Here is a 19,033-nt window from a genome sequence, read left to right as displayed (position 1 = left end):
CGATCGGCGCACGGCCGCACAAGGGGGCGCATGGCCAATATGGTCGGGGCATGACGAGCGAGCCTTTCTCCTTCCCGCGTCGGTACGCCCGGACGCAGCGGTTCACCTCCGGCGCACCGCGGGCGTTCACGGTGTCTCCCGACGGTTCCCGTGTCGTGTTCCTGCGGTCCCTGTCCGGCACGGACCGGGCGCATCACCTGTGGGTCCTCGACGTGCCCCGGGACGGGTCGGGAGCCTCCCCGGGCGGTGGCGGGGAGCGGGTCGCGGCCGATCCGGCGGCGCTGCTCGGCGGCGCGGGCGAGCAACTGTCCCCGGAGGAGCGGGCGCGCCGCGAACGCAGCCGTGAGGGCGGTGCCGGGATCGTCGGCTACGCCACCGACACCGCGGTCGAGCTGGCCTCTTTCGCCCTGTCGGGGAGGCTTTTCACGGCGGAGCTGCGGGCCGGGACGGCGCGTGAACTCCCCGTGGCGGGACCGGTGATCGACCCGCGTCCGTCGCCCGACGGCCGGTTCGTCGCGTACGCGGCCGGGGGCGCCCTCCGGGTCGTCGGCGCCGAGGGCGAGGACGACCGGGCCCTGGCGGAGCCGGAGCCGGCCGCGGGCGAGGGGTCGGTCTCGTACGGACTGGCCGAGTTCATCGCGGCCGAGGAAATGGGGCGTTCGCGCGGGTTCTGGTGGTCGCCCGAGAGCGACCGGCTGCTCGTCGCGCGGGTCGACGACACGCCCGTTCAGCGCTGGTGGATCGCCGATCCCGCGCAGCCCGGGACCGATCCGCAGCGGGTCGCGTATCCGGTGGCGGGCAGCGCCAACGCGGACGTACGACTCTTCGTCATCACGCTCGACGGGGTGCGCACGGAGGTCTCCTGGGACCGGGCGCGCTACCCGTATCTGGCGCATGTGCACTGGTCAGCAGGGGGTGCGCCGCTGATCCTGGTGCAGGCGCGGGACCAGCGCAGCCAGCTGTTCCTGGCGGTGGACCCGGACACCGGGACGACCCGCATGGTGCACGCGGACGAAGATCCACAATGGCTGGATCTTTTCCCTGGTGTGCCGTGCTGGAGCCCCGCCGGACAGCTCGTGCGGATCGCCGACGAGGGCGGTGCCCGGGTGCTCGCCTTCGGTGAACGCCCGCTGACGGGGCCGCAGTTGCACGTGCGTGCGGTGCTCGACGTGTCGGACGACGACGTGTTGGTCTCGGCATCGGCGGGCGAGGCTGCACCCGCCCCGGAGACCGGCGAAGTGCATGTGTACCGCGTGAACGAGCTCGGGGTGGAGCGCGTCTCACAGGAACCCGGCGTGCACTCGGCCGTGCGCGCCGGGGGCGTGACCGTGCTCGCCTCCTCGGTGCTCGACCAGCCGGGCGTCCAGGTCCATGTCCTGCGCGAGGGGAAGACGATCGCGACCGTACCTTCCCTTGCGGAAAGTCCCGGTCTGTCCCCGCGCGTGACTCTCACGCAGGGGGGCGCACGGAAAATCCCATGCGCCGTGCTTATGCCTACTGACTACGACGGTGTCACTCCCCTCCCCGTCCTCATGGACCCCTACGGCGGTCCGCACGGCCCCCGGGTGCTCGCCGCGCACAACGCCCACCTCACCTCGCAGTGGTTCGCCGACCAGGGTTTCGCCGTGATCGTCGCCGACGGGCGGGGCACTCCCGGGCGCTCCCCCGCCTGGGAGAAGGCGGTCCGCGACGACTTCACGCTCTCGCTCGACGACCAGATCGACGCCCTCCAGGGCCTCGCGGAGACGTTCCCGCTCGACCTGTCCCGGGTGGCGATCCGCGGCTGGTCGTACGGGGGGTGGCTCGCGGGGCTCGCCGTGCTGCGCCGGCCCGACGTCTTCCACGCGGGCATCGCCGGCGCCCCGGTCACGGACTGGCGGCTCTACGACACCCACTACACCGAGCGGTACCTCGGCGACCCCGCGACCGACCCGCACACGTACGCGCACAGCTCGCTGATCACCGACGAGGGGCTCTCCGAGCCCGCCGCCCGGCACGCCCCGCTGATGATCGTCCACGGCCTCGCCGACGACAACGTGGTGGTGGCGCACGCCCTGCGGCTGTCCTCCGCGCTGCTGGCCGCCGGACGCCCGCACGAGGTGCTGCCCCTGTCGGGTGTCACGCACATGACCCCGCAGGAGCAGGTCGCCGAGAACCTGCTGCTGCTCCAGGTGGACTTCCTCAAGCGCGCCCTCGGACTCGCCTGACGCCCGGGCCCGCGGTTGCGGGTGCGCAGGGGCGCGGCGCACCGGACCGGACGGGTACGCGGAAGCGGTCCCGCTCGCCGGAGAGGTCCGGCGTGCAGGGCGGGACGGCGAGCTCCGTCAGTTGCAGACGGTCGCGTAGCGGGCGGAGTCGCTCGGCAGCCGCTCCGCGGTACCGGCCGCGGGCCACGAGGCCGCCGGCACGGCAACGAGCCGGGGTGACATGGTGCACCCCGGCTCGTTCACGGCACCCGCACGGCCGTACGGTGTTCACCTTGGCGCGTCCGTATATCGGTACCGCTTCCGCCAAGTTGCCTGCGTGTTAACGAAGTTCATGCGGATTTGCACACTTATGGTGTCGACTCCGGCCCCTCCGCGGGGGGTTCGGCGCCCGGCTCCTCCGGCGGGACGACCTGCTTCTCCTCCGCGAAGTGACACGCGGAGTCGTGCGCGGCCGGCCCCTCGGTGAACCGGAACTCCGCGGGCACCGCGAGCAGCGGCACTTCCAGCGCGCACCGCTCCTGCGCCTTCCAGCAGCGGGTGCGGAAGCGGCATCCGGACGGCACGTTCGCCGGGGACGGCACGTCGCCGGTCAGGATGATCCGCTCCCGGTGCTCCCGGGCCTCCGGGTCGGGCACCGGCACGGCGGACAGCAGGGCCTGGGTGTAGGGGTGCGTCGGATGGTCGTAGATCTCGGCGTCCCTGCCGGTCTCCACGATCCGCCCGAGGTACATCACCCCGACCCGGTCGGAGATGTGCCGCACGATCGACAGGTCGTGCGCGATGAAGACGTACGACAGGTCGAACTCGTCCTGCAGTCGCTCCAGCAGGTTGACCACCTGGGCCTGCACGGAGACGTCGAGCGCGGACACCGGCTCGTCGGCGACGATGATCTCGGGCCGCAGCGCCAGCCCGCGCGCGATGCCGATGCGCTGGCGCTGGCCCCCGGAGAACTGGTGCGGATAGCGGTTGACGTACTCCGGGTTGAGCCCGACCACGTCGAGCAGATCCTGGACCCTCCTGCGGCGGTCGCCCTTCGGCGCGACCTCGGGATGGATCTCGTACGGCTCCCCGATGATGTCGCCGACGGTCATGCGCGGGTTGAGCGAGGTGTACGGGTCCTGGAAGACCATCTGGATGTTGCGGCGCACGGCCTTGAGCGCCCTGCCGGACAGCCGGGTGATGTCCTCGCCCTTGTACTTGATGGTCCCGGCCGTGGGCCGCTCCAGGTTGACCAGCATCCTGGCCACCGTGGACTTGCCGCAGCCGGACTCGCCGACGATGCCGAGGGTCTCTCCGCGGCCGAGGCGGAAGTCGACCCCGTCGACGGCCTTGACCTCGCCGATCTGCTTCTTGAACAGGATCCCCCGGGTGAGCGGGTAGTGCTTGACCAGCCCGTCCACCTCCAGGATCGTCTCAGCCGTCGCGTCGGCCATCGAGGCACTCCCTCCAGAAGAAGCAGGCGCTCCTGCGGGCCCCGCCGCTGCCCTCCACCTCCGCCTGCGGCGGCACGTCGGTCCGGCAGACGTCACGGGCCATCGGGCAGCGTGGGTGGAAGGCGCAACCCGGCGGAATACGCATGAGGTTGGGTGGCAGCCCCTTGATGGCGTAGAGCTCGTGGCCCTTCTGGTCGAGCCGCGGGATCGAGTCGAGGAGGCCCTTCGTGTAGGGGTGGGCGGGTGCCTTGTAGATGTCGTGCACGGGTGCCGACTCCACGATCCGCCCCGCGTACATCACGGCGATCCGGTCGGCGACGTCGGCGACCACGCCGAGGTCGTGGGTGATGAGGATGAGCCCCATGTCGAGTTCGCGCCGCAACTCGGCGAGCAGATCCATGACCTGGGCCTGGACGGTGACGTCGAGCGCGGTGGTCGGCTCGTCGGCGATGATCAGGGCGGGCTCCAGGGCCAGCGCCATGGCGATCATGATGCGCTGGCGCATGCCGCCGGAGAACTGGTGCGGATAGTCCCGCACCCGGTCGGCGGCGGCCGGGATACGGACCCGGTCCATCAGCTCGACCGCCTTGGCGCGGGCGTCCTTGCGGGACATGCCGCGGTGCACCACGAACATCTCACCGAGCTGGTCGCCGACGCTGAGCACCGGATTCAGGGCGGACAGCGCGTCCTGGAAGATCATCGCCATCCCGGCGCCACGGACCTTGCGCCGCTCGTCCTCCTTGAGCTTGAGCAGGTCCCTGCCCTGGAAGAGGATCTCGCCGCCGGTGATGCGCGCGGGCGGTGTGTCGAGAATGCCCATCACGGCCTGCGCGGTCACCGACTTGCCGGAGCCCGACTCGCCGAGCACGGCGAGGGTCTCCCCCTCGTCCACGCCGTAGGCGACCCCGTTGACGGCTTTGGCGACACCGTCCCTGGTCCTGAACTCCACATGCAGATCACGCACTTCGAGCAGCACGGCCGTCACCTCAGCTTCGGGTCGAGGGCGTCGCGCACCGCGTCGCCGAGCATGATGAACGCGAGCACGGTGATCGCGAGCGCGCCGGCGGGCCACAGCAGCATGTGCGGGGCCTGGCGGATGTACGCCGACGCCGAGGAGATGTCGATGCCCCAGGAGACGGTCGGGGGTTTCAGACCGACACCGAGGTAGGAGAGCGTCGCCTCCAGGGCGATGTACGTACCGAGCGCGATGGTGGCGACGACGATCACCGGCGCGACGGCGTTCGGGGCGATGTGCCGCAGCAGCAGCCGGGAGTTGGAGGCGCCGAGGGCGCGGGCGGCCTGCACGTAGTCGTTCTGCCGGGTCGTGATGACGGAGCCGCGGGCGATGCGGGAGATCTGCGGCCAGCCGAGCAGCACCATGAACCCGATGACCGGCCAGACCGTATTGCTGGTCACCACGGAGAGGAGGACCAGTCCGCCGAGCACGACGGGGATGGCGAAGAAGATGTCGGTGATGCGGGACAGGATCGAGTCCCACACCCCGCCGTAGAACCCGGCCAGTCCGCCGAGCAGTGAGCCGAGGAGGGCGACACCGAGGGTGGCGAGGACACCGACGCTGATCGAGATGCGGGTCCCGTACACGGTGCGCGTGTAGACGTCGCAGCCCTGGCCGTCGAAGCCGAAGGGATGTCCCGGCTGCGACCCTTCCTGGGCCTTGGCGAGGTCGCACTTGAGCGGGTTGCCGGAGGTGATCAGCGAGGGCCAGACGGAGATGACGACCAGGAAGAGGATGACCAGCGCGGAGACGATGAAGACGGGGTTGCGCCGCAGGTCCCGCCACGCGTCGGACCACAGCGAGCGCGGCTTCTCCTGCGGTCCGGTGCCCTCGGGTCCGCCCGGCGTCTTCTCCAGGGTGAGGGCCTCACCGGCGCCGAGGTCCATGGTGCCGCCCATCCCCGTGGGGGCGATGACGCCTTCCGGCTGCTGCGGTTCAGGCATAGCGGATCCTCGGGTCGAGTACGGCGTACAGCAGGTCGACGAGCAGGTTGGCGACCAGGAAGACGAGGACGAGGATGGTCACGAAGCCGACCACGGTCTGCGTGTTCTGCCGGACGATGCCCTGGTAGAGCTGGAAGCCGACGCCGTGGATGTTGAAGATCCGCTCGGTGACGATGGCGCCGCCCATCAGCGCGCCGATGTCGGTGCCGATGAAGGTGATCACGGGGATCAGCGAGTTGCGCAGCAGGTGCCGGGTGATCACCCTGCGCCGGGGCAGCCCCTTGGCGACGGCGGTGCGGACGTAGTCGGACCGTCTGTTCTCCGCGATGGAGGTGCGGGTCAGCCGGGTCACATAGGCGAGCGACACGGACGCGAGGACCAGACCCGGGACGATCAGCTCCCCGAAGGTGGCGTCCGGGGAGACGGACGGTCTGATCCAGCCCCACTCGACTCCGAGGAGCAGCTGGAGCAGCAGACCGGTCACGAAGGTCGGCACCGAGATGACGACGAGGGTGAGCAGCAGGACGCCGGTGTCGATCGGCCGACCGCGGCGCAGTCCGGTGACGACGCCGAGCGAGATGCCGATGACGATCTCGAAGAGGATGGCGACGATGGTCAGCCGGATGGTGACGGGGAAGGAACTGGCCATCAGCTCGGTGACCGGCTGTCCGTTGAACGCCGTCCCGAAGTCACCGGTGAACACTTTGCCCATGTATGTCAGATATTGCTGCCATACGGGCTTGTCGAGGTTGTACTCCTGGCGCAGCTGAGCGGCCGTGGCGGGGTCGCACTGCTTGTCGCCGCACAGGCCGGCGATGGGGTCGCCCATCACGTTGACCATCAGGAAGATCAGCAGGGTGGCGCCGATGAAGACCGGGATCATCTGGAGCAGGCGCCGGATCACATACCGTCCCATGGAGAGGCTCCGGGGGTCGTGGGACAGCCGGCCGCCCGCGGACGGTCCGGCTGTCCCGGCGGCTCAGCTGACCTTGATCTCGTTGTAGACGGGGACGCTGAACTGGTTGAGCGCCACGTTCGAGAGCCGTTCCGAGTAGCCGGCGCTGCCGTTCTGGTACCAGAGCGGGATGGCGGCCATGTTGTCCCGTACGACGCCTTCGGCCTGCTGGAAGAGCTGGACGGCCTTGGCGCGGTCGGTCTCGGCGTTCGCCCGGTCGACGAGCTTGTCGAAGTCCTTGTTCGACCACTTGCCGTCGTTGGAGGAGGCGTTCGTGTAGTACAGCGGCTGCAGGAAGTTCTGGATGAGCGGGTAGTCCATCTGCCAGCCGGCCCGGAAGGGGCCGGGCATCTTGTGCTGGTCGATCTGCTTGCGGAAGTCCGCGAAGGTGCCGACCGGATTGCCGACGCAGGCCCTGTCGTTGCCCAGCGCGTTGTTGATGGAGTTGCAGACGGCGTCGATCCACTCCTTGTGGGAGCCGGTGTCCGCGTTGTACGTGAGCTTGACCTGACCGCCGGGCAGGCCGCCGCCCTCCTGCACCAGCTGCTTGGCCTTGGCGGGGTCGTACTCGCAGGAGGCGCCGCACAGCCCGTCCTGGAAGCCGCCGTCCTTGCCGAGGACCGGCGAGGTCCAGTCGCTGGCCGGGGTGCGGGTCTTCTGGAAGATCGTGTCGGTGATCTGCTTGCGGTTGATCGCCATCGACAGGCCCTGGCGGACCTTCTGCGCTCCGCTCGAATCCCACTTCTCGTCGTAGAACGGGAAGGCGATCGTCTGGATGATGCCGGCCGGCGTGTTGATGTACCGGCCGCCGAGGTCGCTCTTCGCGTTCTTGAGCTGGGCGGCGGGCACGTCGTCCACGAGGTCGAGGTTGCCGGCCAGCAGGTCGGTGTAGGCGGTGTTGTTGTCGGTGTAGACCTTGAGGTCCACTCCGCTGTTCTGCGCCTTGTCCTGCCCGGGGTACGCGTCCCACTTGCGCAGGGACAGCTGCGAGCCCTTGGTGTAGGAGTCCACCGTGTACGGCCCGTTGCCGACCGGCTTCTGGAGCCAGGCGTCGTGGTCGCTGAAGAACGCGCCGGGCAGTGGCGAGAAGGCCGCGTAGCCGAGGGTGTCGGGGAAGGTCGAGAACTTCTGGTTGAGCTTGACGGTGAACGTGTCGGTACCGGTCACCTTGAGCCCGGACAGGGTGTCGGCGCTCTGGGCGCCCGAGGAGGGGTGGACCTTGTCGTAGCCCTCGATGTAGCCGAAGAAGTACGCGTTCTTCTGCTTGTTCTTCAGGCTCGCCCCGTAGTTCCAGGCGTCGACGAAGGACTTCGCCGTGACGGCCTCGCCGTTGCTGAACTTCCAGCCGTCCTTCACGGTGATCGTGAAGTTCTGCGAGTCCGGGGTCTCGATCTTCTCGGCGAGCATGTTCTGGGCCGCGCCGGTCTTGGCGTCGTAGCGCTTCAGCCCGCGGAAGATCATGTCGAGGACCTTGCCGCCCTGCACCTCGTTGGTGTTGGCCGGCTCCAGCGGGTTCTGCGGGTCTCCCCAGGAGGAACTGAGGACTCCGGCGTTGCCACCGCCACCGCCACCGTCTCCGCCGCCGCCTCCGCAGCCGGCCGCCGCGAGGGCGACCGCTGTCGCACATGCGGCCCATCTGGCGTGCGTGGCTCCACGCATGGAGTGCCTCCTCAAGAGTGCGCTGTGGCACCGCCTCCGGGTGTTCGCTTCCGGCTCCGGTGCGCCCTGCCTGTAGCGCCCAATATCGGCACAGACAGCACGTATCGCACATTCACCCCACCCGTCTGGACCCCACCGTCACCCGGATGCTTTCGGAGGCGGCCGCTCCGGATGATCTATGCAATGGATCTTCGCCGTTCGATGCAGAACCGTTGATTTGGGTGCACCAGATGTACGCATTCCGAGACTCTGGCGTCCGGTTATCGAACCCCTTGCCCGTTTCGCGCAGTTGGCCCGATTCCGGACACAGAACGGCCACGGTGCGCTACACGCGTAGTTACGCTGAGGTCAAGCCAGGGCAAAGAAGGTAAAGAGAAGCCCAAGGCGACCGAGAATTTATTGACCTTGAATGAATTGCGTTGAAAAAGTCCGGCGTAGCCCGTAGGGAGCGCCCTGCGGAGCCGTTGACCCCATCGGGCCTGGAGCACCATGACCCTCCCTACTCCTTCCGCGGCCGCATCGCTTGAGGTGACCGACGAGATCGGCCAGATCCCGGATTCGTCCGCCAACCCCAAGGGCTCGGAGAGTCGCTCCCCGGGACGACTCGCCTGGAAGCGGTTCAAGCGTGACCGCACGGGCGTCATATCCGCGTACATCGTGATCTTCTTCTTTGCGATCGCGATCCTCGCGCCGCTGATCGCAAAGCTGTACGGCAAGGACCCGTACACCACGTACGCCAGCCAGCGCCCGGAACTCCTCGACGCCTTCTCGTACCCCGCAGGTCCCAACGGCGGTATCAGCTCGGAGTTCTGGTTCGGCATCGAGCCGCAGCTGGGCCGTGACGTCTTCACCTTCCTGCTGTACGGCATCCGCACCTCCCTGGGCATCGCCGTGGCCGCCACGCTGCTGACCACCTTCATCGGTGTGGTCGTCGGCGTCACGGCCGGCTACCTGGGCGGCAAGACGGACTACCTCGTCGGCCGGATCATCGACATCCTGCTGTCGTTCCCGTCGACGCTGTTCTTCATCGCCTTCATGCCGGTGGTGTACGGCCTCTTCGTCGCCCCCGACGAGAACATCCCCACCTCGCTGCGGGCCATCTCCCTGATCCTGGTCCTCTCCGCCTTCGGCTGGGCGTCCATCGCCCGTCTGCTGCGCGGCCAGGTCCTGGGTCTGCGCGAGCGCGAGTACATCGAGGCGGCCAAGGTCACCGGTGCGTCGCCCCGGCGCATCGTGTTCAAGGAACTGCTGCCCAACCTGTGGACGCCGATCATCATCCAGTCCACGCTGATGCTCCCGGCGTTCGTGACCGCGGAGGCCGGTCTGGCCTTCCTCGGCGTCGGCATCATCGACCCCACCCCGGACTGGGGCGTCATGATCCAGCGCGGCGCCCAGTTCTACACCGAGGACATCACCTTCATGCTCTTCCCGGGCCTGTCGATGGTGATCTTCGTCCTCGCCTTCAACCTGCTCGGCGATTCGGTGCGCGACGCGCTCGACCCGAAGTCCAAGCGGTAGCCACCAGATCCACCCGGCCACTTCAGTGTCGTGCGGCCGGTAACACCCGTCCCGATCGTCCCTATAAGGCAGGCTCATCCATGTCTTTCTCCCGTAGAAACTTCCTGATCGCCACCGGCGTGGTCGCGGCCTCGTCGTCCGTCCTGACCGCCTGCGGCGGCAGCGGAAGCGACAGCAAGTCGAAGAGCAAGGTCCCCTCGGTCAGCGGCTCCAAGACCCAGGAGATCCCGGTCGGCACCAAGGCCGACTCCGTCGGCCCCGCGCCGGAGGTCAAGGGAGCGGTCAAGGGCGGCACGATCTACTCGCTCGACCAGTTCGACATGGACCACATGGACCCGGCGCAGATCTACGTCTCGACCGAGGGCGCCATCACCGTCCCGATCCTGCGTGGTCTCACCGGCTACAAGATCGACGAGAAGGGCGGCGCGACGCTGGTCGGCGACGCGGCCACCGACGCCGGCACCATGAAGGACGGCGGCAAGACCTGGACCTTCACGCTGAAGGACGGCGTGAAGTGGGAGGACGGCTCCGACGTCTCCTCCGACGACCTCCGCCACACCTTCGAGCGCCTCTTCGCCTCCTTCATCACCGAGGGCCCCCGCTACGTCCAGCAGTGGCTGGAGGGTGGCGACAAGTACAAGGGCCCCTACGGCGGCAAGAAGCTCGACTCCATCGAGGTCGACGGCAAGACCATCACGTTCCACCTCAACGAAGCCCGCACGGACTTCAACTTCACGCTCGCCATGCGCGGCTACTCCCTGGTGAACAAGAAGCACGACACCAAGGAGAAGTACGACAAGAAGCCCTTCTCCTGCGGCCCGTACAAGATCGGCGCCCGCAGCATCGGCAAGTCGCTCACCTACGTGCGCAACGAGCACTGGGACCCGAAGACCGACGCGATCCGCAACAACTACCCGGACAAGTACGTCTTCCAGTTCGGCTTCGAGCTGCTGGCCTCGACCGACCGCTACATCGCGGACAAGGGCAACGACCAGTACGCGATGTCGATCTTCAACGAGGTCGCCCCGGAGCGCATCGCCCAGGTCCTCACCAACGCGAAGCTCAAGCAGCGCGTCCTCACCGAGGTCGACACGGTCACGTACTACTGGCCGATCAACATGACCCGCATCAAGGACGTCAAGGTCCGTCAGGCCATCAACTGGGCCTGGCCGCACCAGCAGCTGCAGACGATCCGCGGCGGCGCCTCCACCAGCGAGCTCGCCACCACGATCCTCTCGCCGGTGACCCCGGGTTACCAGAAGTTCGACCTCTACGGCGTCACCAAGAAGCCCGGTGGCGACGCGGCCAAGGCCAAGGCCCTGCTGAAGGAGGCCGGCAAGGTCGGCCAGAAGCTGGTCATCGCCTACCAGTCCTCGGACAACTCGGTGAAGTCGGCCGTCGCGATCAAGAACGCCCTGGAGGCCGCCGGCTTCAAGGTCGTCAACAAGCAGGTCGACAAGTCGACCTTCTACACGCAGATCGGCAAGATCGACAACGACTTCGACCTGTTCGCGGCCGGCTGGAGCCCGGACTGGCCGAACGGTTACTCGGTCTTCTTCCCCTGCTGGAGCGGCAAGAACATCGGCGACGGCCGCAGCAACTACGCCCAGCTGAACGACCCGAGCGTCAACAAGGCGATCGACGCGGCCGCCAAGATCACCGACGTCGAGGCCGCCAACAAGGCCTGGGGCGAAGTCGACCGCCAGATCATGGAGCTCGCCGCGGTGGTCCCGGACTACCACTCCATCCGTAACTGGATGCACGGCTCCAAGGTCGGCAACGTCACGTACGACAGCGGCAACACCTGCGTCGCGCTCTGCAAGCTGTACGCGATGAAGTAAGCCGTACGACCCGGGTCCTGTCGCCGGACTCCGCCCGATCCGCCCACGAGGCGGAGAGAGCGGGTCCGGCGGCAGGGCCCAAGGGCGGTGTTCACCCGAACGCCTCCCTGCGGCCCTCCCACACCCACGCCCCCGGCGACGGCGCCCCGTCCGGAAAGTCACGCCCCCATGTCCCGCTTTCTCATCCGCCGAGTCTTCGGCGCACTGGTCATCCTCCTGATCATCAGTGCCATCACCTTCGGCCTGTTCTACGCCATTCCGCGTGACCCGGCGATGATGTCCTGCGGCAAGAACTGCACGCCCGACATGCTCGCGCAGATCCGGCACAACCTGGGCATCGACCACCCGATTCCGGTGCAGTACTGGGACTGGCTCAAGGGTGTGTTCGTCGGTCGCGACTACGGCAGCTTCGGCAACTGCAACGCCCCCTGCCTCGGCTACTCCTTCGCCAACCGCGAGCCGGTCCTCGGCACGATCCTGGACCGTCTGCCGACGACCCTCTCGCTCGCCTTCGGCGCGGCCGTCGTCTTCCTGATCTTCGGTGTCGGCGCCGGCATGCTGGCCGCCGTCAAGCAGGGCAAGTTCCTGGACAAGTTCGCCAGCTCGGCCTCGCTCTTCGGCTCCTCGCTGCAGATCTACTTCGTCGGCTACATCGCGATGTTCTTCTTCGTCGCCAAGCTCGGCCTGTTCGCGCAGCCGTCGTACACGCCGCTCAGCGAGGACCCGGTCTCCTGGTTCTCCGGACTGCTGCTGCCCTGGCTGACCCTGGCGATCATCTTCACCGCCAACTACACCCGCATGACCCGCTCCCAGCTGGTCGAGCAGCTCAGTGAGGACTACGTCCGCACGGCCCGCGCCAAGGGCCTGTCCCGTGCGAACGTGTTCTTCCGGTTCGCCTGGCGCGGTGCGATGGGCCCCATCGTCACGGTCTTCGGCATCGACCTGGGCACCCTGATCGGTGGCGCGATCATCACCGAATCGACCTTCAGCATCCAGGGCATCGGCCGCCTCGCGGTGGACTCCGTGAACAAGAGCGACCTGCCCATGCTGCTCGGCGTCACCGTCCTGTCGGCCGGCGCGATCGTGTTCTTCAACATCGTCGTCGACGCCGTCTACGCCCTCATCGACCCGCGGATCCGGCTCGCCTGACCCCGGGCACCCCGCCCCCGACAGCAACCCCGGCATCACCCCCTCAGGAGCGTCCCCGTGACGAGCACCGATCAGCAGCCCTTCCTGTCCGTCAGGGATCTGAAGGTCCACTTCTCCACCGAAGACGGCGTCGTCAAGGCCGTCGACGGTCTCTCCTTCGACCTGGCCAAGGGCAAGACGCTCGGCATCGTGGGCGAGTCCGGTTCGGGCAAGTCCGTCACGAACCTCACGATCCTGGGGCTCCACGACCGGGACCGCACCTCCATCGACGGGGAGATCCTCCTCGACGGCAAGGAGCTGCTCACCGCCGGCGAGCGGGAGCTGGAGCAGCTGCGCGGCAACAAGATGTCGATGATCTTCCAGGACGCGCTGGCCTCGCTCTCGCCGTACCACACCATCGGCAAGCAGATCGGCGAGACGTACCGCAAGCACACCGGTGCCTCCAAGAAGGAGGCCCGGGAGCGCGCCATCGAGATGCTCAGGCGCGTCGGCATCCCGCAGCCGGACGTCCGGGTGGACGACTACCCGCACCAGTTCTCCGGCGGTATGCGCCAGCGCGCCATGATCGCCATGGCCCTGGTCTGCGACCCCGAGCTGCTGATCGCGGACGAGCCGACCACCGCGCTCGACGTGACCGTGCAGGCCCAGATCATGGACCTCCTCAAGGACCTCCAGCAGGAGTTCGGCACGGCGATCATCTTCATCACGCACGACCTCGGTGTCATCGCCGACATCGCGGACGACGTGCTGGTGATGTACGGCGGCCGGTGCGTGGAGCGCGGCACCAAGAAGGAGGTGCTGCGCGCCCCGCAGCACCCGTACACCTGGGGTCTGCTGGGCTCGATGCCGAGCCTGGACGGGCCGGTCGACGTCCCTCTGTCGCCCATCCCCGGCTCGCCGCCCTCGCTGCTCAACCCGCCGTCGGGCTGCCGCTTCCACCCGCGGTGCACCTTCGCGGAGAAGGTCCAGGGCGGCCTGTGCTCCACCGAGCAGCCGCTGCTGGACATCACGGACGGGCGGGGCTCCGCCTGCCACCTCACGGACGACCAGCGCCGTGAGTTCTTCGCCGACTACGCCGCGACCCGGTCGCACTGACGGACACGAGACGGGAATCACGATCATGAGCAACACGAACCCCCTCCTGGACGTCACCGGACTGACCAAGCACTTCCCGGTCATGGGCGGCTTCCCCTTCAAGCGGAAGATCGGCGCCGTGCAGGCCGTGGACGGCCTGGACTTCCAGGTCGCCGAGGGCGAGAGCCTGGGTCTGGTCGGCGAGTCCGGCTGCGGCAAGTCGACCACGGGCCGGCTGATCACGCGTCTGCTGGAGCCCACCGGCGGCAGCATCAAGTACCGCGGCCAGGACATCACGCACGCGGGCCGCAAGCAGCTGGCTCCGGTCCGCTCCGAGATCCAGATGATCTTCCAGGACCCGTACGCCTCGCTGAACCCGCGACAGACGGTCGGCAAGATCATCTCGGGCCCCATGGAGATCAACGGGATCAACCCGCCCGGCGGCCACGAGAAGCGCGTGCGTGAGCTGCTGGAGACGGTGGGTCTCAACCCCGAGCACTACAACCGCTTCCCGCACGAGTTCTCCGGCGGTCAGCGCCAGCGCATCGGTGTGGCCCGCGCGCTCGCGCTGGAGCCCAAGCTGATCGTCGCGGACGAGCCGGTCTCCGCCCTCGACGTCTCCATCCAGGCGCAGGTCGTCAACCTGCTCCAGGAGCTCCAGCAGGACCTGGGCATCGCGTTCGTCTTCATCGCCCACGACCTCGCCGTCGTCCGCCACTTCTCGCAGCGTGTCGCGGTCATGTACCTCGGCAAGATCGTGGAGATCGCCGACCGCGACGACCTCTACAACAACCCGCGTCACCCGTACACGCGCGCCCTGCTCTCCGCCGTCCCCGAGGCGACGGCCGACGACATCCCGGCCCGCGAGCGCATCCGCCTCACCGGCGACGTGCCCTCGCCGCTCAACCCGCCGTCGGGCTGCCGTTTCCGCACCCGGTGCTGGAAGGCGACGGAGAAGTGCGCGACGGAGGCTCCGCCGCTGGTCCAGGTCGCGGGCAACAAGGAAGGCCACCTGACGGCCTGCCACTACCCCGAGACCCACGACACCGTCCCGGCGCCCCGTCTCTCCAAGGACGTCGCGGCCTGACACACCCCTTTTCGTCAGCCCGCGGCTTGCGGGACCGACTTTCGCCGGCCCATTGACCCGAGCCCACGAACGTCCGGTTCCCGGGGAAGAAGAAGGCCCGCACCCTGCTGGGTGCGGGCCTTCGTACGTTCGTCCGGCGGCGTGCGGGCTCAGCCCGCCGCGCCGCGCTCCATACAGAACTCGTTGCCCTCGGGGTCGGCGAGGGTGACCCAGCCGCGGCCGTCGGGTCGGGTGTGGTCCGCGACCACGCGGGCCCCGAGCCCGATGGCGCGCTCGACCTCCGCCCCCCGGGTGCGGTCCTGCGGCTGGAGGTCCAGATGGATGCGGTTCTTGGCCGTCTTGCCTTCGGGGACGCGCACGAACAGCAGGGCCGGTCCCCCTGACGGGTCCTGGATCACCGCCTCCGGGTCACCGGGCTTGTCGTCGTCGGCGAGCGGCCGTCCGAGCAACTCGCTCCAGAACAGCCCGAGATCGTACGGGTCTCCGGTGCAGTCGAAGGTGATGGTGCGGATGGTGGGGTTCAACAGGGCTTCTCCCTAGGAGCCGGTGCGGCCGTCGGCCAGTTCGCGCAGGATGTCGAGGTGGCCGTTGTGGCGGGCCGTCTCCTCGACCAGATGCAGGATGATCCAGCGGAGGTTCACATGGCGGCCGTCCCGGTTGGCCCGCTTCGCCTCGGCCTCCAGGTCGTGCCCGGCCACCAGATCCCGGTAGCGGGCGCTCTGCTCCTCGTACTCGTCGAGAAGCTGGGCGAGAGGGACGTCGACGGCGATGCGCATCTCGCGGTCGGGGTCCTCGTCCGTCCAGGGGCCCTCGTCCTCCTCGCCGAGGAAGACGACCTGGAACCAGAAGTACTCGACCCAGCGCAGATGGCTGATCAGCCCGCACAGGGTCATCAGCGGGGAGCCCGGCAGCGGTGCCTTGACGGCGTCCTGCGCGGAGACGCCCTCGCACTTGTCGCGGGCGGTGGCCCGGGCGTAGTCGAGGAAAGTGGCCAGCTGAGTGCGCTCGTCCCAGGAGGGAGGCGTGTCGGTTCGCGTCATCGAACGGAAGCATCCCGGCCCGACCGTTCGATGTCGAGCGATTTACCACCGGTACTTTCCGAACGTGGTTCGAGCGGCCTCGCGGGCTGACAGACTGCTGCGATGACTGATCGTTCGTTCAGTGACGTCACCCTCGCCGCCCTGTACGACGCGCTCAATCCCTGGGGCCCGAGCGACGACTTCTATCTGGACCTGGTGATGTCCGCGCGGTCGGTGCTCGATGTCGGGTGCGGGACGGGGCAGTTGCTGGGCCGGGCCCGGGAGGCCGGGCACCGCGGCAGACTGTGCGGGCTCGATCCGGCGGCGGCCATGCTGGTGCAGGCGCGGCGGTGGGACGCGGTCGAGTGGGTGCTCGGGGATCTCGCCTCCACCCGCTGGGAGCGGGAGTTCGACCTCGTGGTGATGACCGGGCACGCCTTCCAGGTCCTGCTCGGTGACGAGGAGTTGCGTGTCGCCCTCGGCACCGTGCGCGAAGCGCTGTGCGACGACGGGCGGTTCGTGTTCGAGACGCGCCATCCCGCCGCCCGCACCTGGGAGTCGTGGAGCCCCGAGCACGTGCACGAGGTGAGCGACGCGCGCGGAGCGGTCGTCCGCGTGTGGCACGAGGTGGAGGCGCCGGTGCTCGGGGAGCGGGTGACGTTCACGGAGACGTTCGAACATCCGGCGTGGGAACGGCCGCGGACCAGCCGCAGCACACTGCGCTTCCTCGGCCCCGAGGCGCTGTCCTGCTTCCTGGACGAGGCCGGGCTGGCGGTGCGCGAGCAGTTCGGGGACTGGGGGCGGGGGCCGCTGACCCCCGCCTCCCCCGAGATCATCACCGTGGCCGGCCCGGCCGGGCGCGGCTGACCGTTCCCGGCCGAGGACCGGGACGCGGAGCCCGCACGGCCGGGCCGCGATCCAGGCCCTAGTCGTCCCCGGCCTCCAGCGCCGCCAGTGCCGGATCCAGCACGATGTCCTCGGCACGCGCCTCGATGGTGGGGTCCTCCGGGAAGTGGCAGGCGGTGAGGTGCCCCTCGGCGTTGCCGGAGATGCGGACCAGTGGCGGTTCCTCCTGCGCGCACTTGTCCTGCGCCTTCCAGCAGCGCGTACGGAAACGGCAGCCGGACGGCGGGGAGATGGGGGACGGGACGTCGCCCTGGAGACGGATGCGTTCCTTCTTCTCGGCATCGATGTCGGCGTCGGGGACGGCCGACATCAGCGCGTGGGTGTACGGGTGCCGGGGGCCGGTGTACAGCGACGTACGGTCGGCGATCTCCACGATCTTGCCGAGGTACATGACCGCCACACGCTGCGAGAAGTGGCGGACGACGGCGAGGTCGTGGGCGATGAAGACGAACGCGATGCCCATCTCCCGCTGGACCTCCTGGAGGAGGTTCACCACCTGCGCCTGGATGGAGACGTCGAGGGCGGAGACCGGCTCGTCCGCCACGATCAGTTTCGGCTTGAGCGCGAGCGCGCGGGCCACACCGATGCGCTGGCGCTGACCGCCGGAGAACTCGTGCGGGAAGCGGTTGTAGTGCTCGGGGTTGAGACCCACCGTCTCCAGCAGCTCACGCACGCGCTTCTCACGCCCGCCGGGCGGGTTGACGCCGTTGATCTCCATCGGTGAGGAGATGATCGTGCCGACCGTCTGCCGCGGGTTCAGCGAGGCGTACGGGTCCTGGAAGATCATCTGGATCTCGGAGCGGATCGGGGACAGCTCACGCCGGCTGGAGCGGCTGATGTCCTTCCCGCGGTACGAGATCGTGCCGTGGGTGGGTTCCATCAGGCGGGTCAGCAGCCGTCCCGTGGTGGACTTGCCGCAGCCCGACTCGCCGACCAGTCCGAGGCTCTCACCGGGGAACACGTCGAAGGAGACGCCGTCCACGGCCTGCACGGCGCCGACCGTCCGGCGGATCGGGAAGCCTCCCTTGACCGGGAAGTACTTCTTCAGGTCGGTCACCCGCATGAGGGGTTCGCCCGGGTCCACGTCCCGCTGACCGGGGATCACATCGGTCACGACCGCGGTTTTCTCGTCGCTCACAGTCAGTCCCCTCAGCCCAGCCTGGGCCGAATCGTCTCGGTGAAGATGCGGCTCTTTTGATCCGACGTCAGATGGCAGGCGGCGCCGCGTCCCGTCGGCAGCTCGGGCCGGATGTCCACGCACCGGTCGGCGCCCTCGACCTCGTTCCGGAACGCGCACCGCGGGTGGAACGGACAGCCCGAGGGCGGGTTCAGCAGCGACGGCGGCGCTCCCGGAATGGGGGTCAACGGCTCGTCCACGTCCGCCGTCAGGCGTGGCATGGACGCCAGCAGACCCCAGGTGTACGGGTGTTGCGGAGTCTTGAGCACCTCACGGACGGTGCCGCGCTCCACCGCGCGACCCGCGTACATCACGAGCAGGTCGTCCGCCATGTTGGCGACCACGCCGAGGTCGTGGGTGATCATGATGATCGCGGAGCCGAACTCCTGCTGGAGGTCCTTGAGCAGGTCCAGGATCTGCGCCTGGACCGTCACGTCGAGGGCCGTCGTCGGCTCGTCGGCGATCAGCAGGTCCGGGTTGCAGACCAGCGACATCGCGATCATCGCGCGCTGGCGCATACCGCCGGAGAACTGGTGCGGGTAGTCGTCCACGCGCCGCTTGGCGTGCGGGATGCCCACCTTCTCCAGCATCTCGATCGCCCGCTCCCGCGCCTCCTTCTTCGAGGCGCCGGTGTGCTTGCGGAACGGTTCGCCGATCTGCCGCCCCACGCTGTGGTACGGCGACAGGGCGGTGAGCGCGTCCTGGAAGATCATCGCCATCTTGTTGCCGCGGAGCTTCTCCAGCTCCGGCTCCGTGGCGGTGATGAGTTCCTTGCCGTCGAGGACGATCTCGCCCTCGATCGTGGTGCTCAGCGGGTTGTGCAGGCCCAGGACGGTCAGGTTGGTGACGGACTTCCCCGAGCCGGACTCGCCGACGATGCCGAGCGTCGTCCCGCGCTCCAGGTCGAAGGAGAGGCCGTCGACCGCCTTGACGACGCCGTCCTCCGTGGCGAACCGGACGTGCAGATCGCGCACCGACAGGAACGCGTCGGAGGCGCCGGCGGCCGGGGCGTCCTCGGGCTTGGTGAGTGTGGTCACTTCAGAGGGCTC

The 19,033-nt window shown here is 68.6% G+C and carries 16 protein-coding genes; 7 read left to right on the top strand and 9 right to left on the bottom strand.

Annotated features, from left to right (window positions below; translation table 11 throughout):
• The first annotated feature begins 50 nt into the window (after window positions 1-50).
• Window positions 51-2,207: a S9 family peptidase gene (locus ACSYGO_RS29790; RefSeq protein ID WP_426680065.1), complete on the top strand. Its 2,157-nt coding sequence runs from the start codon at window positions 51-53 to the stop codon at window positions 2,205-2,207.
• Window positions 2,208-2,554: 347 nt separating this feature from the next.
• Here ACSYGO_RS29790 and ACSYGO_RS29785 read toward each other — a convergent pair whose 3' ends face one another.
• The 5 genes from ACSYGO_RS29785 to ACSYGO_RS29765 all read right to left on the bottom strand — a co-directional run bounded on the left by ACSYGO_RS29785 (window position 2,555) and on the right by ACSYGO_RS29765 (window position 8,213).
• Window positions 2,555-3,640 (bottom strand): ABC transporter ATP-binding protein, encoded by a 1,086-nt coding sequence (locus tag ACSYGO_RS29785; protein WP_435222447.1) that lies wholly within the window; start codon window positions 3,638-3,640, stop codon window positions 2,555-2,557.
• A complete protein-coding gene (locus tag ACSYGO_RS29780) occupies window positions 3,621-4,616 on the bottom strand; it encodes an ABC transporter ATP-binding protein (RefSeq protein ID WP_426680067.1) in 996 nt (331 codons plus the stop codon). The genes ACSYGO_RS29785 and ACSYGO_RS29780 overlap by 20 nt, the downstream gene beginning before the upstream one ends.
• Window positions 4,617-4,621: 5 nt before the next feature.
• A complete protein-coding gene (locus ACSYGO_RS29775; RefSeq protein ID WP_426680068.1) occupies window positions 4,622-5,599 on the bottom strand; it encodes an ABC transporter permease in 978 nt (325 codons plus the stop codon).
• Window positions 5,592-6,515 carry an ABC transporter permease gene (locus ACSYGO_RS29770; protein WP_426680069.1) on the bottom strand — a complete coding sequence of 308 codons (924 nt, stop codon included), beginning with the start codon at window positions 6,513-6,515 and terminating at the stop codon, window positions 5,592-5,594. The genes ACSYGO_RS29775 and ACSYGO_RS29770 overlap by 8 nt, the downstream gene beginning before the upstream one ends.
• A 63-nt stretch (window positions 6,516-6,578) precedes the next feature.
• Window positions 6,579-8,213 carry a peptide ABC transporter substrate-binding protein gene (locus tag ACSYGO_RS29765; protein ID WP_426680070.1) on the bottom strand — a complete coding sequence of 545 codons (1,635 nt, stop codon included), beginning with the start codon at window positions 8,211-8,213 and terminating at the stop codon, window positions 6,579-6,581.
• Window positions 8,214-8,702: 489 nt separating this feature from the next.
• On the opposite strand from ACSYGO_RS29765, the gene ACSYGO_RS29760 reads away from it, so the two are divergent.
• The 5 genes from ACSYGO_RS29760 to ACSYGO_RS29740 all read left to right on the top strand — a co-directional run bounded on the left by ACSYGO_RS29760 (window position 8,703) and on the right by ACSYGO_RS29740 (window position 14,882).
• Window positions 8,703-9,731 (top strand): ABC transporter permease, encoded by a 1,029-nt coding sequence (locus ACSYGO_RS29760; protein ID WP_426680071.1) that lies wholly within the window; start codon window positions 8,703-8,705, stop codon window positions 9,729-9,731.
• A gap of 80 nt (window positions 9,732-9,811) precedes the next feature.
• Window positions 9,812-11,572, top strand: a complete 1,761-nt coding sequence (locus ACSYGO_RS29755; protein ID WP_426680072.1) for an ABC transporter substrate-binding protein — start codon at window positions 9,812-9,814, stop codon at window positions 11,570-11,572.
• 168 nt (window positions 11,573-11,740) lie between these two features.
• On the top strand, window positions 11,741-12,721 hold the full coding sequence (locus ACSYGO_RS29750) for an ABC transporter permease (protein WP_426680073.1): 981 nt from the start codon (window positions 11,741-11,743) through the stop codon (window positions 12,719-12,721).
• A gap of 57 nt (window positions 12,722-12,778) precedes the next feature.
• Entirely contained in the window at window positions 12,779-13,816 is a 1,038-nt protein-coding gene (locus ACSYGO_RS29745) for an ABC transporter ATP-binding protein (RefSeq protein WP_426680074.1), read from the top strand.
• A gap of 25 nt (window positions 13,817-13,841) precedes the next feature.
• A complete protein-coding gene (locus ACSYGO_RS29740) occupies window positions 13,842-14,882 on the top strand; it encodes an ABC transporter ATP-binding protein (protein ID WP_426680075.1) in 1,041 nt (346 codons plus the stop codon).
• 149 nt (window positions 14,883-15,031) lie between these two features.
• Here ACSYGO_RS29740 and ACSYGO_RS29735 read toward each other — a convergent pair whose 3' ends face one another.
• Window positions 15,032-15,409: a VOC family protein gene (locus tag ACSYGO_RS29735; RefSeq protein WP_432174211.1), complete on the bottom strand. Its 378-nt coding sequence runs from the start codon at window positions 15,407-15,409 to the stop codon at window positions 15,032-15,034.
• Between the two features lie 9 nt (window positions 15,410-15,418).
• Window positions 15,419-15,922: a DinB family protein gene (locus tag ACSYGO_RS29730; RefSeq protein WP_426680076.1), complete on the bottom strand. Its 504-nt coding sequence runs from the start codon at window positions 15,920-15,922 to the stop codon at window positions 15,419-15,421.
• 102 nt (window positions 15,923-16,024) lie between these two features.
• Here ACSYGO_RS29730 and ACSYGO_RS29725 point away from each other — a divergent pair, with 102 nt between their 5' ends.
• On the top strand, window positions 16,025-16,768 hold the full coding sequence (locus tag ACSYGO_RS29725; RefSeq protein ID WP_432174169.1) for a class I SAM-dependent methyltransferase: 744 nt from the start codon (window positions 16,025-16,027) through the stop codon (window positions 16,766-16,768).
• A gap of 58 nt (window positions 16,769-16,826) precedes the next feature.
• Here ACSYGO_RS29725 and ACSYGO_RS29720 read toward each other — a convergent pair whose 3' ends face one another.
• On the bottom strand, window positions 16,827-17,870 hold the full coding sequence (locus ACSYGO_RS29720; RefSeq protein ID WP_432174210.1) for an ABC transporter ATP-binding protein: 1,044 nt from the start codon (window positions 17,868-17,870) through the stop codon (window positions 16,827-16,829).
• An 86-nt stretch (window positions 17,871-17,956) separates the two neighbouring features.
• Entirely contained in the window at window positions 17,957-19,021 is a 1,065-nt protein-coding gene (locus ACSYGO_RS29715; protein ID WP_426680078.1) for an ABC transporter ATP-binding protein, read from the bottom strand.
• Between the last annotated feature and the right edge of the window lie 12 nt (window positions 19,022-19,033).

This window comes from Streptomyces krungchingensis (genome assembly GCF_054729265.1).
This window is presented reverse-complemented; position numbering and strand designations above follow the sequence as displayed.

What these genes read in the sequence shown, in the direction of transcription:
- ACSYGO_RS29785 (WP_435222447.1), bottom strand. Translation starts at nt 3,640, where the DNA reads ATGGCCGACGCGACGGCTGAGACGATCCTGGAGGTGGACGGGCTGGTC.
- ACSYGO_RS29770 (WP_426680069.1), bottom strand. Translation starts at nt 6,515, where the DNA reads ATGGGACGGTATGTGATCCGGCGCCTGCTCCAGATGATCCCGGTCTTC.
- ACSYGO_RS29765 (WP_426680070.1), bottom strand. Translation starts at nt 8,213, where the DNA reads ATGCGTGGAGCCACGCACGCCAGATGGGCCGCATGTGCGACAGCGGTC.
- ACSYGO_RS29755 (WP_426680072.1), top strand. Translation starts at nt 9,812, where the DNA reads ATGTCTTTCTCCCGTAGAAACTTCCTGATCGCCACCGGCGTGGTCGCG.
- ACSYGO_RS29740 (WP_426680075.1), top strand. Translation starts at nt 13,842, where the DNA reads ATGAGCAACACGAACCCCCTCCTGGACGTCACCGGACTGACCAAGCAC.
- ACSYGO_RS29760 (WP_426680071.1), top strand. Translation starts at nt 8,703, where the DNA reads ATGACCCTCCCTACTCCTTCCGCGGCCGCATCGCTTGAGGTGACCGAC.
- ACSYGO_RS29730 (WP_426680076.1), bottom strand. Translation starts at nt 15,922, where the DNA reads ATGACGCGAACCGACACGCCTCCCTCCTGGGACGAGCGCACTCAGCTG.
- ACSYGO_RS29725 (WP_432174169.1), top strand. Translation starts at nt 16,025, where the DNA reads ATGACTGATCGTTCGTTCAGTGACGTCACCCTCGCCGCCCTGTACGAC.
- ACSYGO_RS29750 (WP_426680073.1), top strand. Translation starts at nt 11,741, where the DNA reads ATGTCCCGCTTTCTCATCCGCCGAGTCTTCGGCGCACTGGTCATCCTC.
- ACSYGO_RS29790 (WP_426680065.1), top strand. Translation starts at nt 51, where the DNA reads ATGACGAGCGAGCCTTTCTCCTTCCCGCGTCGGTACGCCCGGACGCAG.
- ACSYGO_RS29775 (WP_426680068.1), bottom strand. Translation starts at nt 5,599, where the DNA reads ATGCCTGAACCGCAGCAGCCGGAAGGCGTCATCGCCCCCACGGGGATG.
- ACSYGO_RS29720 (WP_432174210.1), bottom strand. Translation starts at nt 17,870, where the DNA reads ATGCGGGTGACCGACCTGAAGAAGTACTTCCCGGTCAAGGGAGGCTTC.